Source organism: Anaeromicrobium sediminis, assembly GCF_002270055.1.
Lineage (GTDB): Bacteria > Bacillota > Clostridia > Peptostreptococcales > Thermotaleaceae > Anaeromicrobium > Anaeromicrobium sediminis.
In genome coordinates this window covers 1-26,284 of the sequence record NZ_NIBG01000018.1, presented here as the reverse complement: position 1 = coordinate 26,284, position 26,284 = coordinate 1, and the positions used below count along the sequence as shown (strand labels likewise).

Below are 26,284 nucleotides of genomic sequence, written 5' to 3'. Positions count from 1 at the left end.
TCACCTCGTTATATACTTTTTTTAGTCACAACTTTTCCCATTTCTCTTATAACTTTTATCATGTCATTTATTATTTTTAATTTATTAGAATAATTAATAGGAAAATCCGATTTTTGGTGAGCAGGATTCACTGCTGAACCAATCCAAACATTTAGATGGGTACAATCTTCTATTATGGTTTTAGCCAATATGGATGCTCCATCTTTTTTATTATAAAAGGACTTTTTAAAAGCTAATTCTCCCTTTTCCCTATAATATTCTATTCTTTTTAATGCATTATTTAAAGTAAGAACTCCTTCTGTAGTCAAGTCTACTCCATCTATATATCCTATAGGTGGTACTTCATGGTCTATTATGTCCATACTTACTTTCATTTTTCTATTTAGTTCTCTAGCTACCACATTAGCTGCCGTTCCACCACATACTATCTTTTTACCATTTCCCCTTATCCAATCGTATACAACTTCCTTATCCTTCATTTTATCCTGTGGTGGTCCTATTAACATATTTATTATTTCAGGCTCTCTAACCTTTACGGATACTACTGTAGTATCATCTCCAGGTTTTCCTCCATATAAATTTTCACATACATCTATTAAATTCTTTCCTATACTATCTGCTGATTTTTCTTTCAAGTTTATATTTACTAAGTAATCCCTTACATTATCCCATTGCCAACCTAAATTTAAATAGGCCCCTACTCCTGCATGAATAACTCCGTCACTAACTACAGTAAGAGTATCTCCAGGAGATAATGTAAAATCACTTTCCTTTATTATTTTTCCCTGTAATTGTTTTTTTCTCTTTACCACTTCTAAGTGTTTATTTCCACTAACTAATATGAATGGAGGATTATCATATTCTGCTATATAAACACTACCATCATCCTTTATCTTTATCATTGTAAAGGTAGCATAAGCTAATTTCCTTACTTTGCACTCAGGCAGTGTATTTATTATGGTGTCTACAGTCTCTTCTATGCTAATGCCTTCATTTAGCATGGTCGCTGCTATTTTTGAAGTTAGTGTAGCTAGTATATTTGCCTTTACTCCGCTGCCTAAACCATCTGCTACAACTATAATTACACTATCTTCATTTCTTATTATTTCAACCTTATCTCCACACAATTCTTCCTCATACTTGTTTAGACTATTTGATGATACATCTATAAAATATCTCATCTGTAATCACCATTTTCTTGAAGAACTATCTTCTTTAACTTAGTAAGTATTCCCTTAGTCTCAGCTGTGGTTTCTCCAAGTAAACTGGCAATCTCTTGGGCCACTCTCATCTGTTTTTCTATTACCTTTTGTGCCGCATCTATGGTATTTTCCTTTACTAGGGTTAACTCTTGTTTGTGTTTTTCTTCTTCTGTTATGTTTGTCATAATGGCAAGTAGTATATTTTCCTTTTCTAAATATATAATACTTTGAAATAATACAATATTGTATTCCTTATAATAGATTTTCTTACCTATAATACTCTCTTTCGTATTAAGAACTCTTCTAAATAATTCATCTTCTAAAATCACTTGAACAGGCTTATTCTTTACTTCATGGGCCTTTATATGAAATAATTTTTCAGCCTTATTATTAAGCTCTTTAATTTTTAAGTCATTATTTATCAATATTATTCCGTTAGGCGAATGTTCAAAGATCACATTAGTAAGTCCCTCTGCCTTACTTCTCATGAATGGAAGACACATATTTAGCTCTGCCATACCTTCATATACGGCTTGAGCCTTTTCCCTACAGGTGTTATAGCCACATCCTCCACAATTTAGTTCATCATTTTTTTCATACTTACCTATTTTTCTAAGTATTTCATTTATGTCCTCTTCTGATGCTTCTTTTTTCATAGGACTCTTATCTAAGAATTTTTTATTGAAATTTTTACAATTAAAATTTTCAAAGGTCTCTTTCTCTTTAGCTTCATTCACATAGTCCTTTACTGCATTTTTTACTTTGTAAAAATTTTTTCCAGTCATAGCTGGACCTTTTATACAGCTACCATTACAAGTATTTATTTCTAAACAGACCTTATCTAAATAGTTATTTTCGATAGATTCTAAAGTTTCTATGCAATTTTCAATGCCACTTACCTTAAGTATTTCGTACTCCCTAGATACATTTTCATCATTTAAAACTGATTCTAAGGGATAAGCTCTACCCCTTTTGAATGAACCTTTATTAAAATCACTTTCATCTAAATGATCAAGTTCTATTTTATTATTATGAAACCACTCTTCTAATTCATCAAAAGTTATTACTGCATCCACTGTATCATTATGTCGAAAATCTACAGCCTCTAACTTCTTTGCAATACAGGGACCTATGAATACTACATAAGAATCCCTTCCATGCTTTTCTTTTATAATTTTTCCATGGGCTATCATAGGTGACACTACTGGTAACATAAAGTCTACTAGTTTTGGATAATAGTTTTCTATCAGGTCATTGGCTGCTGGACAACAAGTAGTGATATGTATTCTTTTATCATTTTTTTCTATCTTATTCTTATATATTTCTGATACTATTTCAGCTCCAATAGCAGTTTCTTCTACTATACTAAATCCAAGTTTAAGTAACCCTGTTGCAAATTGTCCTACAGTCTTCATATTAAAAGCACCTACATAACTAGGGGCTACACTAGCTATTACTTTTTTACCATCTTTAATAGCATCTTTAACCTTTTCTAAATCACTTTTAATTTTTCGTGCATTTTGTGGACATACCCTAAAGCAATTTCCGCAACCAATACATTTTTCACTCACAATTTCCGCTTGTTCATTTTTAATTTTAATAGCTTTTACAGGACAGCTTCTTAAGCATTTATAACAATTCTTACAATTGGCTTTTGAAAAGTTTAAAATGTTCATCCTTAAAGCCTCCCTAAAATATTTTCATTAAAAAACTTATCCACAGTACTTTCATTTACAGAACTTATTACATCTTCCACCTTTACAGATACATAATCATTACATTGACCTAAGCAGAATGATGCTTTTATAACTATCTCATCTTCAAGGTTTTTCATCTTAACAAGTTCTTGTAATCTCTTTATTACCTTTTGGGATCCTTTTAAATGACAGGCACTTCCAACACATACACTAATCTCCATAATTATATCACCCTTTTTTTATCCAGTTATATTCATAAACAGTATACTATCCTCGTCCTCACATGGCAACGATTAAATTAATAATTTTGATAATTTTTTGTCATAATAAATCTACAAAAAAAGACATTTACAAACATAGCTTTTCCTTTATGGATAATCTATATTTATAAATGTTAATTTTCTAAACATTCCTGAATCTATTATTTTATAAATGTAACCTATGTTTATCCACATATTCATACACATGTTAATTTCCATAGTGTATAAATTGTGGATAAACATAATATTCTATATACGTGTAATTTTCTGACTTTTAGCAGTTTTTAGTTTTTTTGTTCACATTTTATCCACAAGTATCCTAATCTATTTCTTCAAAGTACTTTAATATACCCACATACATGGCCCAGGCCACCTTCTCTTGATATGTATTGTTCAAAAGTAATTTTTCTTCCTGTGAATTACTTAAAAAACCACATTCTACCAATACCGTTGGAATACTACATTCTTTTAATATGTATACATCCTTTTTACATTTAGCTTCCCTATGATTTTTGTTATTTAAAACCTTTTTTAATTGTTCTTGAATATACTTAGCTAACAATTCGCTTTCTTCAGAATTTTCTGGATAGAAGGTTTGAGCCCCATAATACTTAGATTCAGGAAAACTATTCATATGGATACTAATAAATAAGTCAGCATTATTTCCATTCATCATTTTTCTGCGTTCTCTTAAATCTTCATTTTTTTTCTTTCTTATGGTTCCAGAATCAGAATATAATCCCACATCTTCATCCCGTGTAAGGATCACAATAATTCCTTGTTCTTCTAATAACTCCCTTAATCTTAAAGCTATTTGTAAATTAACCTTACTTTCAGTGGTTCCATTTTTACCCACAGCCCCTCCATCTATTCCTCCATGGCCTGCATCTAATATTATTACTTTACTCACATTAAATTTAAAAGTACTTATAAATTTATCTGGCATTAATAATAACAATGTACCTATAAGTATGATAATAATTAATGATAAATATATATACCTTTTTCTTACAATTAATATCAAACTATCACCTCACATATTTGCCTTTTCCCGAACCATACTAATATATTTTATTCGCCTTTTACAAATATATGAGAGGTATTATATTTAAACTATTATAATCTAGTCTACTATTCTTTTTTAAATTTATTTTTATTCTTCAATCTCTTTTCCACTACTTTGTCAAAGGTAATAAGCATTACAGATACGACAGGAACGCCCAAAAACATGCCAACTATACCAAACAAACTTCCTCCTAATATGATAGAAAATATAATCCATATGGGATTTATTCCAATTTTATTTCCTAAAATTTTGGGAGTTAGATAAAAACTATCAAACTGTTGTAAGAAGAATAATAATATGAGTACCCATAAAGCTTTAGTGCTACTGTAAAAAGATACAAACATAAATCCTACTATCATTCCTATTAATGGACCGAAATAGGGAATCATATTTGTAATAGTAACTATTATACTAATTAATAATACATAGGGACTTTTAATAATAGTTAAAATTACAAATGCCATAATCCCTATGATTAAAGAATCAATAGATTTCCCTATAACATATTTAACAAATATTTTATCCCCTTCTATTACAAACTTCTCAATTCCATCCACAGTATCATCATCTAAATAGGCTCTTAATATACGTCTAGTTGAACTTATTATTCTATCCTTATACATGAGCATATAAAAGGATACTATACCTGCTAATACTATATTTAATGTTTTAGATGTAAATATAACTACTCCATCTAATATGTTATTTATACCATTAGTTGCCATATGTCCTAATCTATTAAACATTTCTTTTATATTTTCATTTAATATTTGCACAAAATTATATGAGTCTTTTTTGTCTATTAGGTTAATTAACTCTAAAATTTTATCTTCAGTCTTATTTATATAACTTGGAAGGTTATTAACTAAATCTTTAATACTACTTATGGTAGCTGGTATTATTAGAATAAGTATAATAGTAACAAGTCCTCCAATGAACACTACAACTAAACCTATACTTATAGGTCTCTTATATTTATCTTTAATATTATTTATTCTACTTAATACTTTAAATTCTATCCACTTAACTAATGGATCTAATATATATGCTATTATTAATGCTCCCAAAAATGGCTTTAATATACTTAATACTTTGTTTATTATGGCACTTATATTTCTATACATAGAATCTAAATTATCTACAAATTTATAGTATGTAATGGCTATTAATATTACAATTAATAAGTTCATGTAGCCCTTTATAGAATATTTTCTATTATTCAATCTCATAATACCACCCATTTATTTTTTTAATAATATAACTCTAATTAGTTTGTACATTTTTACTATTATATATATAATTTTTTTCATTTAGTACAAAATAAAAAAATCATACGACCTATGATTCGTTATGGAACCCTATGGTTGCCGCAGGCGTATGCTAACGCAATCTGAGCACCTTCCTTTAAAGAGGCAGGGGAATTCTTCCCCCACACCCCCTTATTTTTTACTTATTTACAGTTTTGTGAATGTTATAATTTCCTAGTAAGTAAAAAAACACTATCCAGTTTAAAACTGAATAGTGTTTTAATTTCTCTATAGAAAATATTATCTCTTTGAGAATTGTGGAGCACGTCTTGCTTTCTTTAATCCGTACTTCTTTCTTTCCTTCATTCTTGGGTCTCTTGTTAAGAAACCAATTTTCTTAAGAGTAGGTCTAAATTCTCCATCAGCTTTTAATAAAGCTCTTGAGATACCATGTCTTAAAGCTCCAGCTTGACCAGTGTATCCACCACCGTGTACCTTTGCGATAACATCAAACTTTCCTTCTGTTTCAGTTAAAGTAAGAGGTCTTCTTACTTCTCTTCTTAATGTTTCGTAGTTGAAATATTCTTCTACGTCTCTTCCATTAATAGTTATATTTCCTTGTCCAGGAACTAGTCTTACTCTAGCGATAGACTTCTTTCTTCTTCCTGTACCATAGTATTGTACTTTAGCCATTGTGCATCCTCCCTTCTTTCAGAACCTATTTATATATCTAAAACTTCTGGCTTTTGAGCTTCATGCTTGTGCTCAGCACCAACGTATACGTGTAATTTTTTGAACATTTGTCTTCCTAAAGAATTCTTTGGAAGCATTCCCTTAACAGCTAATTCAATAATAGCTTCAGGCTTTCTTTCCATCATTTCTTTGAAAGTAAACTCTTTTAAGTTTCCTATATAACCAGTGTGATGTCTGTACATTTTGTTTTCAAACTTCTTACCAGTTACCTTTATTTTTTCAGCATTTATAACAATTACATTATCTCCAGTATCAACATGTGGAGTATAAATTGGCTTTCTTTTTCCTCTTAATATAGCAGCTACTTCTGACGCAAAACGACCTAATGTCTTACCTTCCGCATCCACTACATACCACTTTCTTTCAATCTCTTGTGGCTTAGCAACGAACGATTTCATTGATTTCCCTCCTATCACTACTTTAACACTCTTTAACTCTCGTAATCTATTTTTAGAAATCCGGGGCTAGTGGATTTACTAATATTCACATTACCTATATATTTTAATATAACTGCATTTTAATGTCAAGGAGTTTTTAATAATAAACCTTGCTTAAATACAGGCCTTGGGCTGGTGCCGTATGTCCAGCACTCTTCCTATTCTTGGATTCTATAATAGGACCTATTTCATTGACGGATTTCTTACCTTTTCCCACTTCCACAATGGTACCTACCATAATTCTAACCATATTATATAAAAATCCATTTCCTTTAACTTCTATGGTTATTAAAGGACCTTCCTTATGGATTTTCAAGTCATAGATAGTTCTCACCGTATCTACTACAGAACTGCCAGAGGCCATAAATCCTATAAAGTCATGGGTTCCTACAAATGCCTTTGAAGCTTGTCTCATCTTATCCAAATCTAATGACCCAGGAACATAATATGCATAATTTCGCCATAAGGGGCTTCTATGTTGTCCATTATAAATTTTATATACATATTTTTTTCCAACAGCATCATATCTTGCATGAAAATTTTCATCTACTAATTCTGCATTTATTACGGCAATATCATCTGGAAGTATGGAATTTAAGGCAATTGGTATTCTTTCTATAGGTATGGTAAACTCTTCTCTAAAGTTGGCAGTCTGTCTAAGTCCATGAACCCTTGCATCTGTTCTACCAGATCCATTTATCTTCACATTCTTTTTCATTATTTTAGATAGAGCTTTCTCAATTTCTTCTTGAACAGATCTATCATTTTTTTGTCTTTGCCATCCATAAAATAAAGTACCATCATATTCCACAGTTAACTTTACATTTTTCATATTTTCACCCTTAATTATTTAATACATAACTCTATCTAGTATAACTGCACCTATCATGATCACAGTGACAAAAGACGCCACATAATCTCTAGTATTAATGGATAATTGCTTCATTCTAGTTCTATTTTCTCCACCCCTATAGCACCTAGCTTCCATGGCCATAGCTAGCTCCTCAGCTCGTCTAAATGCACTTATAAATAGAGGTACTAATAAAGGTACTAAACTCTTTGCACGCTTCATTAAATTTCCACTTTCAAAATCTGCTCCCCTTGCCATTTGTGCCTTCATTATCTTATCCGTTTCCTCAAGTAAGGTAGGAATAAACCTAAGGGCTATGGTCATCATCATGGCCAGTTCATGGGCAGGTACTCCAATTTTTTTAAATGGGTTTAATAATTTTTCTATACCATCAGTTAACTCTATTGGAGATGTGGTTAAGGTTAACATAGACGTACCTATTATTAATAGTATTAGTCTAGTAGCCATAAATATGGCTTGTCTTAGACCTTCTCTAGTTATATTAAGGGGTCCTATTTCATATAGTATTTCTCCCTTAGTCATAAACATATTTATTAAAAATGTGAAAGTTATAATCAGAAATAAAGGCTTTAATCCTCTAACAATAAACTTTACAGGTACCTTTGATAATCCTATAGTAACTACTAAAAATCCAATTACATATGCATATGCCACAAAGTTTTTTACTAAAAACAAAGACATAATATAGGCAAAGGTAATAATTATTTTAACTCTTGGATCCATTTTATGGACAGATGAATCTATAGGGTAATATTGCCCTATGGTTATATCCCTTAACATATTACTTACTCCTCATCCATTTTAATATTTCTTCTTTAGCCTCATCTATAGTGAATATATCATCTTTTATATTAATTCCCTTTTCATTAAGTTTATTAACTAGTACAGTTATTTGAGGAACACCTAAACCAATCTCTGTCAATAATTTACTTTCCTTAAACACTTCCTTAGCCCTTCCCATAAGAGCCACTTGTCCCTTATGCATAACTATAATTCTATCTACTAACCTAGATATGTCTTCCATACTATGGGACACTAATATTATATTCATTTTATATTCATTATGAAGCTTCTTTATTTGATTTAAAATATCATCCCTTGCTTTTGGATCAAGGCCTGCTGTAGGTTCATCTAATATTAATACTTCTGGTTTCATAGCCACAACACCAGCTATTGCAACCCTTCTTTTTTGTCCTCCACTTAGTTCAAAGGGAGATTTATCTTTTATTTCTTCATAGTTAAGGCCTACCCATTTTATGGCCTCTTTAACTCTACTATTTACTTCATCCTCATCTAACCCTAAGTTCATGGGACCAAAAGCCACATCTCTGTGGACTGTTTCTTCAAATAGTTGATGCTCTGGGTATTGAAATACTAATCCTACTTTTTGACGAATTTCCCTTAAATTCATCTTAGGTTTTGTAATATCCACTCCATTTATAATGATTTTGCCACTATGGGGCTTTAATATACCATTTAAATGTTGAACTAAAGTGGATTTTCCTGAACCAGTATGTCCTATAAGACCTATAAATTCTCCCTTTTCAATATTAAAACTCACATTATTTAATGCTATAGTTTCAAAGGGAGTATTAGGATTATATATATGTTTTAAATTTTCCACCTTTATTGACATAAATAATTCACCAACTCATCTACTGTAAGTATATCCTTAGGAATATGCATTCCTTCTTTATTTAATTCAAAAACTAATTCAGTTACTTGTGGTACATCTAATCCTAATTCCTTTAGTTTTTTTACTTGTGAGAATACTTCTTTAGGTGTACCTTCAATTATTATATTTCCCTTTTCCATAACAATTACTCTATCTGCATATACGGCTTCTTCCATAAAGTGAGTAATGTTAACTATAGTTATCTTATCTTCTTTATTTAGCTTTACCATAGTCTCTATGACTTCTTTTCTACCAGAAGGGTCTAGCATGGCTGTAGGCTCATCGAAGATTATACATTGGGGTTTCATAGCAATAACGCCAGCTATGGCAATTCTTTGTTTTTGTCCTCCCGAAAGTAAATGGGGACCTTTTTTTCGAAACTCATACATGCCTACTGTCTTTAGAGCTTTATCAACTCTTTCCCTTATTTTTTTTGGTTCTGCCCCTAGATTTTCGAGACCAAAGGCTATATCTTCTTCTACAACTGTGGCCACAATCTGATTGTCTGGGTTCTGAAATACCATGCCAGCATCCTGTCTTATGTTCCATACGTTATTGTAGTCTGAAGTATCTAAACCATTTACAAAGACTTTTCCACTACTTGGCAATAGTAAGCCATTAGTATGCTTAGCCATGGTAGATTTCCCAGATCCATTATGTCCTATGACCACGAGAAATTCCCCTTTTTTAACATCTAAGTCTACTCCATTTAGTGCTATGGTTTCCCCTTCTCCTTCTCCATATTTATGGACTAGTTCTTTAATTTCTATAATATTTTCCATTGTTTCTTTCCTTCCCTATGGGTTTAGTATTCTTTCCTTAACAATTATATCAACAAATACTGAAAAAGTCTTTATGAGAAGTAGAATTTATATGGTATTATTACACTTAATTCCTATAATTATATACTAAAAAGGGACTAAGTTCACACTTAATCCCTCAATCTATTATACTAATTCAAGAATAACCATTTCAGAAGCGTCGCCTCTTCTTGGTCCTAATTTCATTATTCTAGTGTATCCACCATTTCTTTCAGCATACTTTGGTGCGATCTCATCGAATACTTTTTTAGTAACATCTTTGTCTAAAACAAAAGATTCTGCTTGACGTCTAGCATGAAGATCTCCTCTTTTTCCAAGAGTGATCATCTTCTCAGCAAGCTTACGAGTTTCTTTAGCTCTTGTGATAGTAGTTGTTATTTTACCGTCTCTAAGTAAGCTTGTTACTAAGTTTCTTAACATAAGCTTTCTGTGACCAGTTGGACGGCCTAATTTACGATGTCCTGCCATTTCTTTCCCTCCTTCTAGCTATGCTATTCATCACTAGGTCTCAATCCTAGCGTTAGTTCATGCAATTTATGTTGAACTTCTTCAAGGGATTTCTTACCTAGGTTTCTTACCTTCATCATATCTTCTTCTGATTTCTCAGTAAGCTCTTGTACAGTATTTATTCCAGCTCTCTTTAGGCAGTTATAAGATCTAACAGATAGTTCAAGCTCTTCAATAGTCATTTCCATAACTTTTTCCTTCTTGTCCTCTTCTTTTTCTACCATGATTTCTACATTTTCCACATGGTCAGTTAGATCAATGAATAGTCTTAAGTGATCATTCATTATCTTAGCACCTAAAGAAACTCCCTCATCAGGTTTTATACTTCCATCCGTCCAAACCTCTAGAGTAAGCTTATCAAAGTCAGTTACTTGACCAACTCTTGTGTTTTCCACATGATAGCTAACTTTTTTAACAGGAGTATAGATAGAGTCAACTGGTAGTACACCAATTGGCATATTATCTGTTTTATTATTTTCAGCTGGAACATATCCTCTGCCTTTAGCAAGAGCTATTTCCATAGCTAACTTAGAACCTTCTTCTAAAGTTGCAATATGAAGGTCAGTGTTTAGTATTTCTACATCAGCATCTACAATGATATCTCCTGCAGTTACTGGTCCTGGTCCTTCCATATCAATTCTGACTACCTTTTCTTCATCAGAACTTAAGTTAGCTGCTAAAGATTTTAAATTAAGAATGATCTCAGTTACATCTTCTTTTACACCTGGAATTGTTGAGAACTCATGTAAAACCCCATCAATTTTAACCCATCTAACGGCTACACCAGGTAATGAAGATAATAAAATTCTTCTTAAACTATTACCTAAAGTTATTCCATAACCTCTCTCAAGAGGTTCAACGATAAACTTTCCATAAGTATATTCATCGTTTAATTCAACACATTCAACTTTTGGCTTTTCTATTTCAATCATTAACTTAACCCTCCTTGAAATTTTTTTTCATAAATATATGAGGGTAACTGATTCTACCTTCTATTACTTAGAGTATAACTCGACAATTAAGTGCTCTTCTATTGGAAGATCAATATCTGATCTGTTTGGAAGTGCAACTACTTTTCCCTCTAACTTCTCGAAGTTTGATTCTACCCATGCAGGTACAGTCTTAGCTTCTTCTGCTAAAGCTTTAAACTTAGCTGAGCTTAAACTCTTTTCTTTTACTCCGATTACGTCTCCTACAGAAATTAAGTATGAAGGAATATCTACCTTCTTACCATTTACTGTAAAGTGTCCATGTCTTACTAATTGTCTAGCTTCTTTTCTAGATGAAGCAAATCCCATTCTAAAAACTACATTGTCTAATCTAGTTTCTAAAACCGATAAGAAGTTCTCACCAGTGATTCCTTCCATTTTTTCAGCTTGATCGAAATACTTTCTGAATTGTCCTTCTAGTAATCCATAGTATCTCTTAACCTTTTGCTTCTCTCTTAATTGTAATCCATAGTTAGATAATTTCGTTCTTCTTTGTCCGTGTTGTCCTGGAGCATATGCTCTTTTAGAAACTGCACATTTATCTGAATAACATCTTTCACCTTTTAAATATAGCTTTTGTCCTTCTCGACGACAAAGTCTACAAGATGGTCCTGTATATCTTGCCATTATTATTACACCTCCTAATCTAATTAAACTCTTCTACGCTTTGGTGGTCTACAACCGTTATGTGGAATTGGAGTTACATCCTTAATTAATGTAATTTCAAGTCCTGCTGTTTGTAATGCTCTAATTGCTGCTTCACGTCCTGAACCAGGTCCCTTAACGTAAACTTCTACAGTCTTTAATCCATGCTCCATAGCAGTTTTTGAAGCTGCTTCAGCTGCCATTTGTGCAGCAAAAGGAGTAGATTTTCTTGATCCTTTAAATCCTAATCCACCAGCACTAGCCCAAGAAAGAGCATTTCCTTGTAAATCTGTAAGAGTTACGATAGTGTTGTTGAATGTAGATTGAATATGCGCTTGACCACGTTCTATATTCTTACGCTCGCGTCTTTTTTTACGAACTTTTTTTGCCATGCCTTTTACCTCCTTTTCCTACTTCTTCTTCTTACGGCTTACAGCTCTCTTAGGTCCTTTTCTAGTTCTTGCATTAGTCTTAGTCTTTTGACCTCTCACTGGAAGACCTTTTCTATGACGGATTCCTCTTTGGCATCCGATTTCTTGTAATCTCTTAATATTTAAAGAGATTTCTCTTCTTAAATCACCTTCAACTGTATATTCATTATCAATGATTTGTCTTAACTTACCTACTTCTTCTTCAGTTAAGTCTCTAACTCTTGTATTAGCATTGATTCCAGCAGCTTCTAAAATATCATTAGATAAATTTCTTCCTATACCATAAATGTATGTTAATCCAATTTCGACTCTCTTGTCTCTTGGTAAGTCAACACCTGCGATTCTTGCCATTATGTTACACCTCCTAAATATGTTATACTCCTTAAAAAGGCTTCTATATTAATTAAGCATAAGTAAATTTGGACCTTGCCAAACATCAGCCGCACTTATATCCTAACTAAACACTTTTACTATTATATCAATTATTATTGTAATTTGCTACTATTAACCTTGTTTTTGTTTATGTTTTGGGTTTTCACAAATTACCATTACTTTACCTTTTCTCTTTATGATCTTACATTTTTCACAAATAGGCTTAACTGACGCTCTTACCTTCACTGTTATCCCTCCTTAGATTACTTACCCTTGCCTCTCCAGGTAATTCTTCCTCTTGTCAGGTCATAAGGTGACAATTCTATAGTAACAGTATCACCAGGTAAAATTCTGATGAAATTCATTCTTAATTTTCCCGAAATATGAGCCAATATTTCATGGCCATTTTCTAATTTTACTTTGAACATAGCATTAGGTAAAGCTTCAACAACCGTACCTTGCACTTCTATTACATCGCTTTTAGCCATAGGAACTTTCTACCTCCTATTTTCTGAATCAATTTAGACCCAGTTTCTCAAGTTCTTTGCGTAAAAGCAAATTAGTTATTTTGTCGTCATTTAGAACTCTTTTTCTGACTTCTTCACTTATTAAATTATATATTAATAAGTGCCTAACCTTTTTCCTTTTTAAGTTATCTACTTTTCGCAAATCGCCATCTGCTATTAGTACATATTGACAGTCAACTTTCTTGATTACAATGAAGTTTCTATCCTTGTCTCTTCCAGCTTTTGACTTAACTATTTGACCCACGGAAAGTTCATCAATTTTATTCATGATGCTCTCACCTACCTGACTTTAAATAGTGGTTAATATTATTGGTTCATCTTCTGTTATAGCTACTGAATGTTCATAATGGGCAGAATACTTACCATCTATAGTAACTACAGTCCAGTTGTCTAACAAAGTTTTTACATGATATGATCCCATATTTACCATAGGCTCAATAGCTAAAACCATTCCTGATTTTAATCTTGGCCCTTTCCCTGGTAATCCATAGTTAGGAATTTGAGGGTCCTCATGCATATTTTGACCGATTCCATGTCCTACAAAGTCTCTCACCACTGAAAATCCATTTTCCTCCACATACTTTTGAACAGCATGGGAAATATCAGATAATCTATAGCCTTCTTTACAGAACTTCAAACCTTCATAAAAGCTTTGTTTTGTAACTTGAATCAGCCTAGAAGCTTCTTCACTTACATTTCCGACTGCATGTGTTCTTGCCGCATCACCATAGTAACCATTAATAACAGCACCAATATCTATACTTATAATATCGCCATCTTCTAAAGTTTTTAATCCAGGTATTCCGTGAACTACTTCTTCATTTATAGATGCGCAAATAGTTGCTGGAAATCCATGATATCCTTTGAAAGCCGGTATGGCGCCATGCTTTCGAATTTCATTTTCTGCAATATGATCTAATTCTTTAGTAGTAATACCAGGCTTTATATACTCTCTTAAAAGTTCATGAGTATATGCTACGATTTTACCCGCTTCCTTCATATACTCAATTTCCTTTTTTGATTTTATAATAATCATATCTAAGCTCCTAAAGCCTTTACTATATCATCAAATACCTTATTAATGTCCTGTTGGCCATCAATAGTTACTAGTATGCCTTTGTCTTTATAATAGTCAATTAGTGGCTGAGTTTCATTGATGTAAACCTCAATTCTCTTAGATACAGTTTCTGCCGTATCATCAGCTCTTTGATAAAGCGCTCCGCCACACTTGTCACATACACCTTCTTCTTTAGATGGATTGAATTCAATATGGAATGTAGCTCCACATTCTTTACAGATTCTTCTACCTACAGCTCTTCCAACTAACACTTCCTTATCTACGTTGATGTTAACTACTTTATTTAAGCTAACCTCCATATTAGTAAGTGCTTCATCTAAAGCTCCAGCTTGATTTACCGTTCTTGGGAATCCATCAAGTAAGAACCCTTCTTTACAATCCGCTTCTTCTAGTCGGTCTTTAACAATTGCTACTACTATTTCATCAGGAACTAGTAGACCTTTATCTATATATTCTTTGGCTTTTACACCTAGATCTGTTTTCTCTTTTATATTCTTTCGGAAAATATCTCCAGTAGATATATGTGGTACATTATATTTTTCGACTATGCCTGCAGCCTGCGTTCCTTTTCCTGCACCTGGAGGTCCTAATAATATTAGTCTCACAAACATCATCTCCTAGAATTGAAGTTACATGGGGAGACATCCCCATTGTATCTTCCTTATTTTAAGAAACCTTGATAATGTCTCATCATCATTTGGTTTTCTATTTGTTTACTAGTTTCTAAAGCAACACCAACTACGATTAATAATGAAGTTCCACCAAATTGCATATTGAAATTTGTAAACTGCATAACTAATGTAGGCATTACTGCTATAACTGCAAGGAAAATAGCTCCTGCTAAAGTGATTCTTGTTAACACTCTATTTAAGTACTCAGCAGTAGGCTTTCCTGGTCTAATACCTGGAATAAATCCACCTTGCTTTTTCATATTATCTGCAACTTCTACAGGGTTGAATGTAACAGCCGTATAGAAGTATGTGAAGAATATGATTAATAATATATTTAAAACTGAGTATATCCACACACCAGGCGAACCCGCTGGAGATAACCATTTTTGCACAAACGCACTAAAAGCTCCACCTTGGAAAAAATAAGTTAACGTTAGTGGAAATTGTAGTAATGATACAGCAAAAATTACTGGGATAACTCCTGATTGATTTACTTTTAATGGTATATGAGTTGAATGACCTCCGTACATTTTTCTGCCAACAACTCTCTTTGCATATTGTACTGGGATCTTTCTAGTTCCCTGTTGAATTGCTACTACTCCTGCTATAACGAATACTGCTAATACAGCAAATATTACTAAAGAAATTATGGAAATTTCATTGGCATCCCACTTAGCATATGTTTGAGCTATTCCTAATGGAATTCTAGAAACTATACCAGTAAAGATAATTAAAGAAATACCATTACCAATGCCATTTTCAGTTATTTGTTCTCCTAACCACATTAAGAACGCAGTTCCAGCTGTTAAAGTAACAACTACTACAGCAACAGACCAGAAACTAGTATCAATTAATGCTTGTCTAAATAGACCAACACTAACTCCTGTAGCTTGAACTAAAGCTAATATTACAGTTCCGTATCTAGTATACTGAGCAATTTTCTTTCTTCCTTCTTCGCCTTCTCTAGCTAATACTTCAAGACTCGGTATAGCTATGGTTAAAAGTTGCATTATAATAGATGCTGTAATGTATGGAGTAATACTTAAAGCAAATATTGTAAATTTACCGAAAGCACCACCTGAGAACAGATTGAATAAATCAAACAATCCACTCTCAGAGTTTCCAAACATTTGCTGAATTACTTCTACTTTCATACCAGGAACTGGTATAACAGAACCTAATCTAAATACAAGTAGCATCATTAGAGTAAATACTATTCTTCTTCTTAAATCAGGAATTTTCCAAGCATTCTTTAGGGTAGTAAGCAATCTAGATCACCTCTGCCTTTCCTCCAGCAGCTTCAATCTTTTCGATTGCAGACTTACTGAATTTATGAGCACGTACTTCTATTTTCTTTTCTAAGTTTCCATCTCCTAGAACCTTAACACCATCTACAACCTTGCTGATTGTACCAGTTTCTAATAATAATTCTGGAGTTACGATAGTTCCTTCTTCGAACTTATTAAGAGTCTCAACGTTTATAATAGCCCAAACCTTCTTGAATGGGTTAGTGAAACCTCTCTTCGGTAGTCTTCTATATAAAGGCATTTGTCCACCTTCGAACCCAGCCTTGATGTTTCCACCGCTACGAGACTTTTGTCCGTCTTGACCACGTCCAGCTGTTTTACCTTGTCCTGTGGCAGTACCTCTTCCAAGTCTCTTTCTGTTCTTAGTGGAACCCTGTGCTGGTTTTAATTCATGTAGCTTCATGGTTACACCTCCTTAGTTCTATATTTCTTCAACTTTTACTAAGTGATCTACTTTCGCAATCATACCTCTCATTTGAGGATTATCTGGTTTTTCAACCGTTTGATGTAATTTTCTTAGTCCTAGCGCTTCTATGTTCTTTCTATGTTGAGGCTTGGACCCGATAGTACTCTTTACTAATGTTATTTTTAACATTTTAGCCAAGGTCTTCCCCTCCTCTAACCTAATAATTCTTCTACAGTCTTACCTCTAAGCTTAGCAACTTGTTCAGCAGACTTTAATTCTTTTAATCCAGCCATAGTAGCATTTACCATGTTTCTAGAATTGTTAGTTCCTAAAGACTTAGCTCTTACGTCTTTAATTCCTGCTAATTCTAATACTGCACGTACTGGTCCTCCAGCGATAACTCCTGTACCTTCTCCAGCTGGCATTAATAAAACATTTCCAGCTCCGAATATACCTCTTATTCTATGTGGAATCGTTGTTCCAACTCTAGGAACAAAGATTAAATTCTTCTTAGCAGCTTCAATAGCCTTTCTTACGGCTTCTGGAATTTCTTGTGCTTTTCCAGTACCCATACCAACATGACCGTTTCCATCTCCAACTACTACAGTAGCACTGAATCTGAAAGTTCTACCACCTTTAACAACCTTAGTTACACGGCTTATGTTGATAACTTTTTCTTGTAAGTCTAAATTGCTCGCATCTATCATTTGACGGCGCATTCTTTTCCCTCCTTTACTAGAATTGTAGTCCAGCCTCTCTTGCACCTTCAGCTAGTTCTTTAACTCTTCCGTGATAAATGTATCCACCTCTATCGAAAACTACTTCTTTGATTCCCTTTTCGATAGCTCTCTTTGCAACTAATTCTCCAACTAGTTTAGCAGCTTCTTTATTAGCAGTGTTAGCTACTTTTTCTTTAATTTCTTTATCTAAAGTAGAAGCAGAAGCTAAAGTGTTTCCAGCTACATCATCAATAACTTGAGCGTAAACGTTGTTTAAACTTCTAAATACATTTAATCTTGGTCGTTCAGGAGTTCCAGATACTTTCTTACGTACTCTGGCATGTCTTGTTTGACGAATTTTATTCTTGCTCACTTTATTTCACTCCTTTCCTATTTACCTGTTTTACCTTCCTTACGACGAATTACTTCATCCGCATACTTGATTCCCTTACCCTTGTATGGCTCAGGCTCTCTCCAAGCTCTAATCTTAGCAGCGTAGTTTCCTACAGCTTGCTTGTTTATTCCTTTTACGATAATCTCGTTAGTTCCGTTAACTTCTGTAGTAAGACCTTCTGGATCTACCATTTCTACAGGATGAGAGAAACCTAAAGATAAGTTTAATTTCTTACCTTGTTTTGCAACACGGTATCCAACTCCAACAATTTGTAACTTCTTTTCGTATCCTTTAGTTACACCAGTCACCATGTTACTAATTAACGTACGGCTAAGTCCGTGTAATGATCTGTGTACTTTGTTGTTTGTTGGTCTCTCAACAGTTACAGTATTTTCTTCTATATTAATCTTAATAGCTTCATTAATTTGCTCAGATAATTCTCCCTTAGGTCCTTTTACAGTAACAAGATTCTTGTCGCTTACTGTAATTTCTACACCTGCTGGGATAGTAATCGGCTGTTTACCTATTCTTGACATTGCTGCACCTCCTATACCTAAAGATATCTATTACCAAACGTAGCAGATAACTTCTCCACCAGTTCCTAATTTTCTAGCTTGTTTATCTGTAATAATACCATTAGAAGTAGAAAGGATTGCGATTCCTAGCCCTCCTAATACCTTTGGTATTTGATCTTTCTTAGCATATACTCTTAATCCTGGCTTTGATATTTTCTTTAATCCACTTACAACTTTTTCACCTTGTGGTCCGTACTTCATTTGGATTCTTACAATTCCTTGTAATCCGTCTTCGATTACATCATATCCTTTGATGAAACCTTCATTTAATAATATTTCAGCAACAGCCTTCTTCATCTTAGAAGCTGGAACGTCAACAGTATCATGTTTAACAACGTTAGCATTTCTAATACGAGTCAGCATATCCGCGATTGGATCTGTCATAGTCATGGTGTGTACCTCCTTCCCTATATTCCTACCAGCTTGCTTTTCTTACTCCTGGTATTTCACCTTTATAAGCTAATTCTCTAAAGCAAATACGGCAAATACCAAATTTTCTTAAATAAGCATGTGGTCTTCCGCATATTCTACATCTATTGTATTCTCTTGTTGAGTACTTTTGCTTTCTTTGCTGTTTAACTACAAGAGCTTTTCTAGCCACAGTGTTCCCTCCTAACTATTTAGCGAATGGCATTCCTAATGATTGTAATAACTCACGAGATTCTTCATCAGTGTTGGCAGTCGTTACAAATATAATGTCCATTCCTCTTACTTTATCAACCTTATCATATTCTATTTCAGGGAATATTAATTGCTCCTTAAGTCCTAATGCATAGTTACCTCTTCCATCAAATGCGTTCTTCTTAACACCTTTGAAGTCTCTAAGTCTTGGTAACGCTACATTGAATAATCTATCCATGAACTCATACATTTTTTGGCCTCTTAAAGTTACTTTCGCTCCAATTGGCATACCTGCTCTAATTTTAAAGTTGGCAACAGATTTCTTAGCTCTAGTTATAACTGGCTTTTGTCCCGCTATAGTAGCTAATTCCTCTACAGCAACTTCCATAATCTTAGAGTTGTCTTTAGCTTCTCCTAAACCCATGTTGATTACTATTTTTTCTACTTTTGGTAATTCCATAACATTAGAGTAGTTGAACTTCTCCATTAATGCTTTAGTAGATTCATTTTTATACTTTTCCTTTAATCTAGCTGTCATCTCGTTAACCTCCCTTCAACTACTTAGTATTATATAATCTCTCCGGACTTTTTAGATACTCTTACTTTTTTTCCGTTTTCTATTTTAAATCCTACTCTTGTAGGAGCTTTTGCCTTTTCATCCCAAAGCATTACGTTAGATACGTGAATTGCTCCAGGTTGTTCCATGATTCCACCTTGCTGAACCTTAGCATTTGGCTTTTGGTGTTTCTTTTGAATGTTAACACCTTCAACGATTACTCTGCTTTTCTTAGGAAGAGCTTCTAATACTTTTCCCTTTTTACCTTTATCTTTTCCAGTAATAACAACTACTGTATCACCTTTTTTAACGTGCATCTATTACACCTCCTCGAACTATAATACTTCTGGTGCAAGTGAAACGATTTTCATAAAATCTTTTTCTCTTAACTCTCTTGCTACCGGTCCGAAAATACGAGTTCCTACAGGGTTCTTATCTTCTTTGATTACAACCGCTGCATTCTCATCAAATTTTATATAACTTCCGTCGTTTCTTCTAGCTCCACTTACTGTTCTAACAACTACAGCCTTAACTACTTGACCTTTTTTAACAACTCCGCCTGGTGTTGCATGTTTAACGGCACAAACAATTACATCACCTATGTTAGCGTACTTACGCTTTGATCCACCTAAAACTCTAATGCATAGTAATTCCTTAGCACCTGAGTTATCTGCAACTTTTAAGCGAGTTTCTTGTTGTATCATATGGTATACCTCCCTCCGCTTTTAACTTACTTAGCTCTCTCCATAATTTCAACTAATCTCCATCTCTTATCTTTGCTTAATGGTCTAGTTTCCATAATTCTTACTCTATCTCCAATATTACATTGGTTATTTTCGTCATGAGCTTTGAACTTCTTAGTTCTTTTAACGGCTTTTCCGTATATTGGGTGACGTACGAAATCTTCTACTGCAACAGTGATAGTTTTCTCCATCTTGTCACTTACTACACGACCTACTCTAGTCTTTCTTCTATTTCTTTCCACGAGTTAAGCCCTCCTTTCGACTATCTATAATTACTTTTCCATATTTAGTTCTTTTTCTCTAAGGATGGTCTTAGTACGAGCAATCTCCTTACGAACAGATTTAACTTTCATAGGATTCTCTAATTGACCTGTAGCTAATTGGAATCTTAAGTTAAATAACTCATTTTTTAGCTCTATTAACTTACCATTTAACTCTTGTACAGTCATATCATGAAGCTTATTAGCTTTCATTAGCTTCACCACCCTTTTCCAATTCTTGACGTGTCACAAATTTACACTTTATAGGTAATTTGTTTATAGCAAGTCTCATAGCTTCTCTAGCTGTATCCTCTGGAACTCCTGCTAATTCAAACATAATTCTACCTGGCTTTACAACTGCAACCCAATATTCTGGTGAACCTTTACCAGCACCCATACGAGTTTCTGCAGGTTTTTGTGTTACTGGCTTATGAGGGAATATTTTAATCCAAACTTTTCCCCCTCTTTTAATGTATCTCGTCATAGCAACTCTGGCAGCTTCTATTTGTCTTGACGTAATCCATGCCGGTTCTAATGCCATTATTCCAAAATCACCGTATGTTACTTTATTACCTCTTTGCGCAACACCTGTCATTCTGCCTCTGTGCACTCTACGACGCTTAACTCTTTTAGGCATTAACATCGTCTGTATCCTCCTTCCCTAGCTTCAAATTTACTTGTTTTGTTGTCCGTTATTTTCTCTTCTCTTGAAGTTATTTCTTTTATCGTTTCTGTTATTTCTTTTGTCATTTCTTGGCTTTCTATTGTCTCTGTTAAAGTCTTTGCTTCTGTTAGCTCTTCTTTGTGCTTTTACTTCTTCAGCAGTTTGAGGAAGAACTTCTCCATGATTTATCCAAACTTTAACACCTATTTTTCCGTAAGTTGTATTTGCTTCCGCAAATCCATAGTCAATGTTAGCTCTAATTGTGTGTAGAGGAACATTTCCTTCATGGTACATTTCATTTCTAGCCATTTCAGCTCCACCAAGTCTTCCTGATACCATCACCTTGATACCTGGTACTCCAGCTCTCATAGCTCTTTGAATAGCTTGCTTCATAGCTCTTCTGAAAGATACTCTTCTCTCTAATGAGAATGCTACGTTTTCTGCTACTAATTGAGCATCTTTTTCTGATCTTCTTACTTCGTTAACATTAATGAAAACTGTTTTTCCTTCGCTAGACTTGTTAACTAACTTCTCAATATCTTTTCTTAAAGTTTCTACTCCAGAACCGCCTTTTCCGATAACCATTCCCGGCTTAGCTGTGAAAATATTTACTTTAACCTTGTTATTAGCTGCTCTTTCGATTACAACTTTAGAAATTCCAGATGTATAAAGTTTGTTTTTTACAAACTTACGAATCTTGTTATCTTCGATTAAAAGGTCTGCAAAGTTTTTCTTATCCGCATACCACTTTGAGTCCCAGTCCTTAATAACTCCAACTCTTAATCCGTTTGGATTTACCTTTTGACCCATGCGTTATCCCTCCTTTTTAAGCTCTTTCTTTTAATACAACATCTATGTGACTACTTCTCTTTAATATTCTCATTCCACGTCCCATAGAACCTGCTCTCCATCTCTTCATTGTAGGTCCTTGGTTAGCGTTAACTGCAGCTACATATAATTTATCTGCATCCATTTCGTGGTTATTCTCAGCATTTGCCTTAGCTGACTTAATAACCTTAGCAAGTACAGCAGCACCAGCTCTTGGTGTATATTCTAAAACTGCTAATGCCTCATCAGCATTCATGCCTCTAACCATGTCCGTAATAGGCTTTAATTTTCTTGGAGATATACGTACATATTTTGCTATAGCTCTAGCTTCCACTTGGATAACCTCCTTCCGTTTATCTATCTTCTAACTTTTGATGATTTCTCATCACCAGCGTGTCCTCTGAAAGTTCTAGTTGGAGCAAATTCTCCTAATTTGTGTCCAACCATATCCTCTGTAACATATACAGGAACGTGCTTTCTTCCATCATAAACTGCAATAGTATGCCCAACCATTTGTGGGAATATAGTCGATGCTCTTGACCAAGTCTTTATTACTTTCTTGTCGCCAGCCGCATTCATTTCTTCTATTCTCTTTAAAAGTTTTACTTCTACAAAAGGTCCCTTTTTAAGTGATCTACCCATTGTTAATCCTCCCTTCGGTATCTATATAAACCGAGGACTATGAGGCCAAGGTCCATCTTTCCATGACCTCTTTCCCTCTATTACTTTTGATTTCTTTTCTTAACGATAAATTTATCAGAAGCTTTGTTTTTCTTTCTTGTCTTATATCCAAGAGCTGGTTTACCCCAAGGAGTAACAGGAGAAGGTCTACCGATAGGTGATCTACCTTCACCACCACCGTGTGGATGATCATTAGGATTCATTACAGAACCTCTAACTGTAGGTCTGATACCCATATGTCTCTTACGTCCAGCTTTACCGATTGTGATGTTTTCATGGTCTAAGTTTCCTACTTGACCTATTGTAGCTTTACAATTAACGCTAATATATCTAACTTCACCGGATGGTAATCTTACTTGCGCATATTTATCTTCCTTAGCCATTAATTGAGCAGAGTTTCCAGCTGATCTTACTAACTGAGCTCCCTTTCCTGGCTTCATTTCGATATTATGGATAATTGTACCTACTGGTATATTTTTAAGTGGTAATGCATTTCCTACTTTGATATCTGCTTCTGGTCCAGATACTATTGTGCTTCCTACTACTAACTTGTTTGGAGCAACGATATATCTCTTTTCTCCATCTGCATATGTTAATAATGCAATGTTAGCACTTCTATTTGGATCATACTCAATTGCAGTTACCTTTGCAGGGATACCATCTTTATTTCTCTTGAAATCTATAATTCTATATTTTCTTTTAGCTCCGCCACCTTTATGACGAACTGTGATCTTACCATGTGCATTTCTTCCAGCAGTTTTCTTAAGTGGTACTAACAATGACTTTTCTGGCTCTTTTTTAGTTATTTCTTCAAAAGTTGAAACAGTCATATGTCTTACCGCTGGAGAAGTCGGTCTAAAACTTTTGATACCCATGCTTTTTCCCTCCTTTTTCTTAACGGTTTACTATTACATCATGCTTTCGAAGAATTCAATTCCATTACTATCTTGAGTCAATGTAATAACAGCCTTCTTTCTGTCAGCTCTCTTACCAATGTATTTACCCTGTCTCTTAACCTTACCAACTACCTTAATAAGATTAACTTTAGCAACTTTAACTCCGAATACAGCCTCAACAGCTTGCTTTACTTCTGTTTTGTTAGCTCTCATGTCTACTTCAAAAGTATACTTTCTATCTGCCATGCCATCCATACTTTTTTCACTGATAACAGGCTTTTTAATTACATCATATGGAGTTCTCATTATGCGTACACCTCCTCTATCTTTGCAACAGCTTCTTTAGTAACAATGAAGTTGTTATGATTTAAGATATCATATACGTTTAATGCTCCTACTATTGTAGTAGTCACTCCAGGAATGTTGCTAGCAGATTTGATTACCTTTTCGTCCACTTCTGGTAATACGATTAATGCCTTCTTGCCAGCTTTAACATTTGATAAAATGTTAATCATATCTTTAGTCTTAAATGTTTCTAATGCTAACTCATCTAAAACTATCATTTCATTTTCTTTAACCTTAGAACTTAAAGCAGACTTCATTGCAAGACGCTTAACTTTCTTAGGTAATGTATATCTGTAATCTCTTGGCTTTGGTGCGAATACAACTCCACCACCAACCCATTGAGGAGATCTAGTACTTCCTTGACGAGCTCTACCAGTTCCTTTTTGTCTCCAAGGCTTTCTTCCGCCACCTCTAACTTCCGCTCTAGTCTTAGCAGATTGAGTACCTTGTCTTTGGTTTGCTAAGTAGTTCTTAACAACCTCATGTAATACACTTGCATTTATTTCAGCTCCGAAGATGTTTTCACTTAATTCAACATCACCTACTTGTTGACCTGAAACATTGATTATATCAACCTTTGGCATTTTAATTCCTCCCTTCTGTAGCCAGATTTATTACTTAGCTTTTACGCTTTCTTTTATTGTCACAACTCCACCTTTAGGTCCTGGAATTGCACCTTTAACTAAAATTAGATTTCTTTCAACATCCACTTTAGCCACTTCTAAATTTTGAACAGTAACACGTTCATTTCCCATTCTTCCAGCCATTTTCATGCCTTTGAATACTCTTGATGGAGACGAACCTGCTCCTAATGATCCTGGTCCTCTGTGGTACTTAGAACCATGACTCATAGGTCCTCTTGATTGGTTATGTCTCTTAATTGGACCTTGTGTTCCTTTACCTTTAGAAGTTCCAACTACGTCAATCTTAGCTCCAGCTTCGAAGATATCAGCTTTGATTTCTTGTCCTATTTCATATCCTGTTACATCATCAACTCTAACTTCTCTTACAACACTCTTAACAGCTACTCCAGCCTTCTCAAAGTGTCCTTTTTCTGGCTTTATAGCTTTCTTTTCTTTCTTCTCTTCAAATCCAATTTGAATAGCGTTGTAACCATCAGCTTCAACAGTCTTTACCTGAGTAACATGAACTGGACCAGCTTCAACAACTGTTACAGGAATTACAACTCCTTCTTCTGTGAAGATTTGAGTCATTCCTAATTTTCTTCCTAAAATTTGTTTCATTTGTTACACCTCCTAGTTTTCTTACAGCGGATTACACCTTTTCATGCAATCATACTAAGTAGAGGCAAATCTATATAAACCTATATCTTAGTATTCACACTTTTACTATAATTTTATTTCAATATCAACACCAGCTGGTAAATCTAATCTCATTAAAGAGTCTACAGTCTTAGGTGTTGGGCTTAAAATATCAATTAATCTCTTGTGAGTTCTTTGTTCAAATTGCTCTCTAGAGTCTTTGTACTTATGAACAGCTCTTAAAATAGTAATAATTTGCTTTTCTGTTGGTAGTGGCACTGGACCAGATACCTCAGCACCTGTCTTCTTAGCTGTTTCAACAATCTTCTCAGCAGATTGATCTAATATTTTGTGATCATATGCTTTTAATCTGATTCTGATTTTTTGCTTTCCCTTGCTGTTTGCCATGTTATTTCCCTCCTTTTCATCGCACGCATTTTTTGCTCAAAACGTACAACGAGAACCTCGGTACACTCTCCCAGGTGTTTCTTATTCTTTTAAAGAAACGAAGAGCTCACGAAATCCTGTCGCCCATTTCATTGAACGGACATTCTCCATGAAAATTTCCCCTCATTATTAGCAGGCAACCTTTCATTTCATTGCAGTCCTGCAAACACACTATTATAGTATAGTGCATCTTTTTGATTTTGGCAAGTACTTATTTAACTTTTTTTAAGTTATAAAAAATTTTTAAAATATAGCCGAGTTAAACTCGGCTATATTGTTAAAATCTAAATGATTGATTACTCAATAATTGTAGCAACTACTCCTGCTCCAA

General features: G+C 34.0%; 43 protein-coding genes. All 43 read right to left on the bottom strand.

The genetic code is table 11. The annotated features are described in order from the left end of the window. Positions 1–8: 8 nt before the first annotated feature. The gene (locus CCE28_RS16380; protein WP_095134814.1) at positions 9–1,181 is read right to left on the bottom strand and encodes a PP2C family protein-serine/threonine phosphatase; all 1,173 of its coding nucleotides are present in this window, start codon (positions 1,179–1,181) and stop codon (positions 9–11) included. After that, on the bottom strand, positions 1,178–2,878 hold the full coding sequence (locus CCE28_RS16375; RefSeq protein ID WP_095134813.1) for a [Fe-Fe] hydrogenase large subunit C-terminal domain-containing protein: 1,701 nt from the start codon (positions 2,876–2,878) through the stop codon (positions 1,178–1,180). Before CCE28_RS16375 ends, CCE28_RS16380 begins: the two co-directional genes overlap by 4 nt. Before the next feature lie 2 nt (positions 2,879–2,880). Continuing rightward, positions 2,881–3,120: a (2Fe-2S) ferredoxin domain-containing protein gene (locus CCE28_RS16370; protein ID WP_242973001.1), complete on the bottom strand. Its 240-nt coding sequence runs from the start codon at positions 3,118–3,120 to the stop codon at positions 2,881–2,883. 358 nt (positions 3,121–3,478) lie between these two features. Further along, on the bottom strand, positions 3,479–4,183 hold the full coding sequence (cwlD, locus tag CCE28_RS16365; protein ID WP_242973000.1) for an N-acetylmuramoyl-L-alanine amidase CwlD: 705 nt from the start codon (positions 4,181–4,183) through the stop codon (positions 3,479–3,481). Positions 4,184–4,290: 107 nt separating this feature from the next. Then, positions 4,291–5,448: an AI-2E family transporter gene (locus CCE28_RS16360; RefSeq protein ID WP_176461878.1), complete on the bottom strand. Its 1,158-nt coding sequence runs from the start codon at positions 5,446–5,448 to the stop codon at positions 4,291–4,293. A 324-nt stretch (positions 5,449–5,772) separates the two neighbouring features. Further along, positions 5,773–6,165, bottom strand: coding sequence for a 30S ribosomal protein S9 (gene rpsI, locus CCE28_RS16355; RefSeq protein WP_095134810.1), 393 nt, complete (start codon positions 6,163–6,165; stop codon positions 5,773–5,775). A gap of 29 nt (positions 6,166–6,194) precedes the next feature. Then, positions 6,195–6,623, bottom strand: coding sequence for a 50S ribosomal protein L13 (gene rplM / locus CCE28_RS16350; RefSeq protein WP_095134809.1), 429 nt, complete (start codon positions 6,621–6,623; stop codon positions 6,195–6,197). A gap of 136 nt (positions 6,624–6,759) precedes the next feature. After that, positions 6,760–7,494: a tRNA pseudouridine(38-40) synthase TruA gene (truA, locus tag CCE28_RS16345; protein ID WP_095134808.1), complete on the bottom strand. Its 735-nt coding sequence runs from the start codon at positions 7,492–7,494 to the stop codon at positions 6,760–6,762. An 18-nt stretch (positions 7,495–7,512) separates the two neighbouring features. Further along, positions 7,513–8,313 (bottom strand): energy-coupling factor transporter transmembrane component T family protein, encoded by an 801-nt coding sequence (locus CCE28_RS16340; protein WP_095134807.1) that lies wholly within the window; start codon positions 8,311–8,313, stop codon positions 7,513–7,515. Between the two features lies 1 nt (position 8,314). Further along, a complete protein-coding gene (locus CCE28_RS16335) occupies positions 8,315–9,169 on the bottom strand; it encodes an energy-coupling factor transporter ATPase (RefSeq protein ID WP_095134806.1) in 855 nt (284 codons plus the stop codon). Beyond that, the gene (locus CCE28_RS16330; RefSeq protein WP_095134805.1) at positions 9,160–9,990 is read right to left on the bottom strand and encodes an energy-coupling factor transporter ATPase; all 831 of its coding nucleotides are present in this window, start codon (positions 9,988–9,990) and stop codon (positions 9,160–9,162) included. Before CCE28_RS16330 ends, CCE28_RS16335 begins: the two co-directional genes overlap by 10 nt. 165 nt (positions 9,991–10,155) lie before the next feature. After that, positions 10,156–10,497, bottom strand: a complete 342-nt coding sequence (rplQ, locus tag CCE28_RS16325; RefSeq protein WP_095134804.1) for a 50S ribosomal protein L17 — start codon at positions 10,495–10,497, stop codon at positions 10,156–10,158. Positions 10,498–10,520: 23 nt separating this feature from the next. Beyond that, a complete protein-coding gene (locus CCE28_RS16320; protein WP_095134803.1) occupies positions 10,521–11,468 on the bottom strand; it encodes a DNA-directed RNA polymerase subunit alpha in 948 nt (315 codons plus the stop codon). A gap of 63 nt (positions 11,469–11,531) precedes the next feature. Beyond that, entirely contained in the window at positions 11,532–12,152 is a 621-nt protein-coding gene (rpsD, locus tag CCE28_RS16315; RefSeq protein WP_095134802.1) for a 30S ribosomal protein S4, read from the bottom strand. Positions 12,153–12,175: 23 nt separating this feature from the next. Continuing rightward, on the bottom strand, positions 12,176–12,562 hold the full coding sequence (rpsK, locus tag CCE28_RS16310; protein WP_095134801.1) for a 30S ribosomal protein S11: 387 nt from the start codon (positions 12,560–12,562) through the stop codon (positions 12,176–12,178). Between the two features lie 18 nt (positions 12,563–12,580). Beyond that, positions 12,581–12,952 (bottom strand): 30S ribosomal protein S13, encoded by a 372-nt coding sequence (rpsM, locus tag CCE28_RS16305; RefSeq protein WP_095134800.1) that lies wholly within the window; start codon positions 12,950–12,952, stop codon positions 12,581–12,583. Positions 12,953–13,105: 153 nt separating this feature from the next. Beyond that, a complete protein-coding gene (gene rpmJ, locus CCE28_RS16300; protein ID WP_029267374.1) occupies positions 13,106–13,219 on the bottom strand; it encodes a 50S ribosomal protein L36 in 114 nt (37 codons plus the stop codon). Positions 13,220–13,236: 17 nt separating this feature from the next. Continuing rightward, positions 13,237–13,461 carry a translation initiation factor IF-1 gene (gene infA / locus CCE28_RS16295; protein WP_095134799.1) on the bottom strand — a complete coding sequence of 75 codons (225 nt, stop codon included), beginning with the start codon at positions 13,459–13,461 and terminating at the stop codon, positions 13,237–13,239. Between the two features lie 28 nt (positions 13,462–13,489). After that, positions 13,490–13,768, bottom strand: coding sequence for a KOW domain-containing RNA-binding protein (locus tag CCE28_RS16290; RefSeq protein ID WP_207652916.1), 279 nt, complete (start codon positions 13,766–13,768; stop codon positions 13,490–13,492). Positions 13,769–13,789: 21 nt separating this feature from the next. Continuing rightward, a complete protein-coding gene (gene map / locus CCE28_RS16285) occupies positions 13,790–14,536 on the bottom strand; it encodes a type I methionyl aminopeptidase (protein WP_095134798.1) in 747 nt (248 codons plus the stop codon). 2 nt (positions 14,537–14,538) lie between these two features. Then, positions 14,539–15,183 carry an adenylate kinase gene (locus tag CCE28_RS16280; protein ID WP_095134797.1) on the bottom strand — a complete coding sequence of 215 codons (645 nt, stop codon included), beginning with the start codon at positions 15,181–15,183 and terminating at the stop codon, positions 14,539–14,541. Positions 15,184–15,239: 56 nt separating this feature from the next. Next, on the bottom strand, positions 15,240–16,517 hold the full coding sequence (gene secY, locus CCE28_RS16275; protein ID WP_095134796.1) for a preprotein translocase subunit SecY: 1,278 nt from the start codon (positions 16,515–16,517) through the stop codon (positions 15,240–15,242). A gap of 1 nt (position 16,518) precedes the next feature. Beyond that, positions 16,519–16,959, bottom strand: a complete 441-nt coding sequence (rplO, locus tag CCE28_RS16270; RefSeq protein WP_095134795.1) for a 50S ribosomal protein L15 — start codon at positions 16,957–16,959, stop codon at positions 16,519–16,521. 18 nt (positions 16,960–16,977) lie between these two features. Beyond that, complete coding sequence (gene rpmD / locus CCE28_RS16265) at positions 16,978–17,160, bottom strand: 50S ribosomal protein L30 (protein WP_095134794.1); 183 nt, start codon at positions 17,158–17,160, stop codon at positions 16,978–16,980. Between the two features lie 14 nt (positions 17,161–17,174). Next, positions 17,175–17,681 carry a 30S ribosomal protein S5 gene (rpsE, locus tag CCE28_RS16260; RefSeq protein ID WP_095134793.1) on the bottom strand — a complete coding sequence of 169 codons (507 nt, stop codon included), beginning with the start codon at positions 17,679–17,681 and terminating at the stop codon, positions 17,175–17,177. Positions 17,682–17,697: 16 nt separating this feature from the next. Next, the gene (rplR, locus tag CCE28_RS16255) at positions 17,698–18,054 is read right to left on the bottom strand and encodes a 50S ribosomal protein L18 (RefSeq protein ID WP_095134792.1); all 357 of its coding nucleotides are present in this window, start codon (positions 18,052–18,054) and stop codon (positions 17,698–17,700) included. Positions 18,055–18,071: 17 nt separating this feature from the next. Further along, entirely contained in the window at positions 18,072–18,611 is a 540-nt protein-coding gene (gene rplF, locus CCE28_RS16250; protein ID WP_095134791.1) for a 50S ribosomal protein L6, read from the bottom strand. A gap of 30 nt (positions 18,612–18,641) precedes the next feature. Continuing rightward, the gene (rpsH, locus tag CCE28_RS16245) at positions 18,642–19,040 is read right to left on the bottom strand and encodes a 30S ribosomal protein S8 (protein WP_095134790.1); all 399 of its coding nucleotides are present in this window, start codon (positions 19,038–19,040) and stop codon (positions 18,642–18,644) included. 25 nt (positions 19,041–19,065) lie between these two features. Then, complete coding sequence (locus tag CCE28_RS16240) at positions 19,066–19,251, bottom strand: type Z 30S ribosomal protein S14 (RefSeq protein ID WP_095134789.1); 186 nt, start codon at positions 19,249–19,251, stop codon at positions 19,066–19,068. A 15-nt stretch (positions 19,252–19,266) separates the two neighbouring features. After that, positions 19,267–19,809, bottom strand: coding sequence for a 50S ribosomal protein L5 (gene rplE / locus CCE28_RS16235; protein WP_095134788.1), 543 nt, complete (start codon positions 19,807–19,809; stop codon positions 19,267–19,269). A 29-nt stretch (positions 19,810–19,838) separates the two neighbouring features. Further along, positions 19,839–20,144, bottom strand: a complete 306-nt coding sequence (gene rplX, locus CCE28_RS16230) for a 50S ribosomal protein L24 (protein ID WP_095134787.1) — start codon at positions 20,142–20,144, stop codon at positions 19,839–19,841. Positions 20,145–20,162: 18 nt separating this feature from the next. After that, positions 20,163–20,531 carry a 50S ribosomal protein L14 gene (gene rplN / locus CCE28_RS16225; protein WP_095134786.1) on the bottom strand — a complete coding sequence of 123 codons (369 nt, stop codon included), beginning with the start codon at positions 20,529–20,531 and terminating at the stop codon, positions 20,163–20,165. A 26-nt stretch (positions 20,532–20,557) separates the two neighbouring features. Beyond that, complete coding sequence (rpsQ, locus tag CCE28_RS16220) at positions 20,558–20,812, bottom strand: 30S ribosomal protein S17 (RefSeq protein ID WP_095134785.1); 255 nt, start codon at positions 20,810–20,812, stop codon at positions 20,558–20,560. Positions 20,813–20,842: 30 nt separating this feature from the next. Beyond that, positions 20,843–21,043, bottom strand: a complete 201-nt coding sequence (gene rpmC / locus CCE28_RS16215; protein WP_095134784.1) for a 50S ribosomal protein L29 — start codon at positions 21,041–21,043, stop codon at positions 20,843–20,845. Continuing rightward, positions 21,033–21,473, bottom strand: a complete 441-nt coding sequence (gene rplP, locus CCE28_RS16210) for a 50S ribosomal protein L16 (protein WP_095134783.1) — start codon at positions 21,471–21,473, stop codon at positions 21,033–21,035. The genes rpmC and rplP overlap by 11 nt, the downstream gene beginning before the upstream one ends. A 30-nt stretch (positions 21,474–21,503) precedes the next feature. After that, a complete protein-coding gene (rpsC, locus tag CCE28_RS16205) occupies positions 21,504–22,304 on the bottom strand; it encodes a 30S ribosomal protein S3 (protein WP_095134782.1) in 801 nt (266 codons plus the stop codon). A gap of 16 nt (positions 22,305–22,320) precedes the next feature. Continuing rightward, complete coding sequence (gene rplV / locus CCE28_RS16200; RefSeq protein ID WP_095134781.1) at positions 22,321–22,656, bottom strand: 50S ribosomal protein L22; 336 nt, start codon at positions 22,654–22,656, stop codon at positions 22,321–22,323. 23 nt (positions 22,657–22,679) lie between these two features. Next, a complete protein-coding gene (rpsS, locus tag CCE28_RS16195) occupies positions 22,680–22,964 on the bottom strand; it encodes a 30S ribosomal protein S19 (RefSeq protein ID WP_095134780.1) in 285 nt (94 codons plus the stop codon). A gap of 80 nt (positions 22,965–23,044) precedes the next feature. Beyond that, positions 23,045–23,878 (bottom strand): 50S ribosomal protein L2, encoded by an 834-nt coding sequence (gene rplB / locus CCE28_RS16190; protein ID WP_095134779.1) that lies wholly within the window; start codon positions 23,876–23,878, stop codon positions 23,045–23,047. Between the two features lie 33 nt (positions 23,879–23,911). Next, positions 23,912–24,205: a 50S ribosomal protein L23 gene (gene rplW, locus CCE28_RS16185; protein WP_095134778.1), complete on the bottom strand. Its 294-nt coding sequence runs from the start codon at positions 24,203–24,205 to the stop codon at positions 23,912–23,914. Then, a complete protein-coding gene (gene rplD / locus CCE28_RS16180) occupies positions 24,205–24,828 on the bottom strand; it encodes a 50S ribosomal protein L4 (protein ID WP_095134777.1) in 624 nt (207 codons plus the stop codon). The genes rplW and rplD overlap by 1 nt, the downstream gene beginning before the upstream one ends. A 30-nt stretch (positions 24,829–24,858) precedes the next feature. Next, positions 24,859–25,488 carry a 50S ribosomal protein L3 gene (gene rplC, locus CCE28_RS16175; protein ID WP_095134776.1) on the bottom strand — a complete coding sequence of 210 codons (630 nt, stop codon included), beginning with the start codon at positions 25,486–25,488 and terminating at the stop codon, positions 24,859–24,861. A 105-nt stretch (positions 25,489–25,593) separates the two neighbouring features. Next, positions 25,594–25,914, bottom strand: coding sequence for a 30S ribosomal protein S10 (gene rpsJ, locus CCE28_RS16170; protein ID WP_095134775.1), 321 nt, complete (start codon positions 25,912–25,914; stop codon positions 25,594–25,596). Between the last annotated feature and the right edge of the window lie 370 nt (positions 25,915–26,284).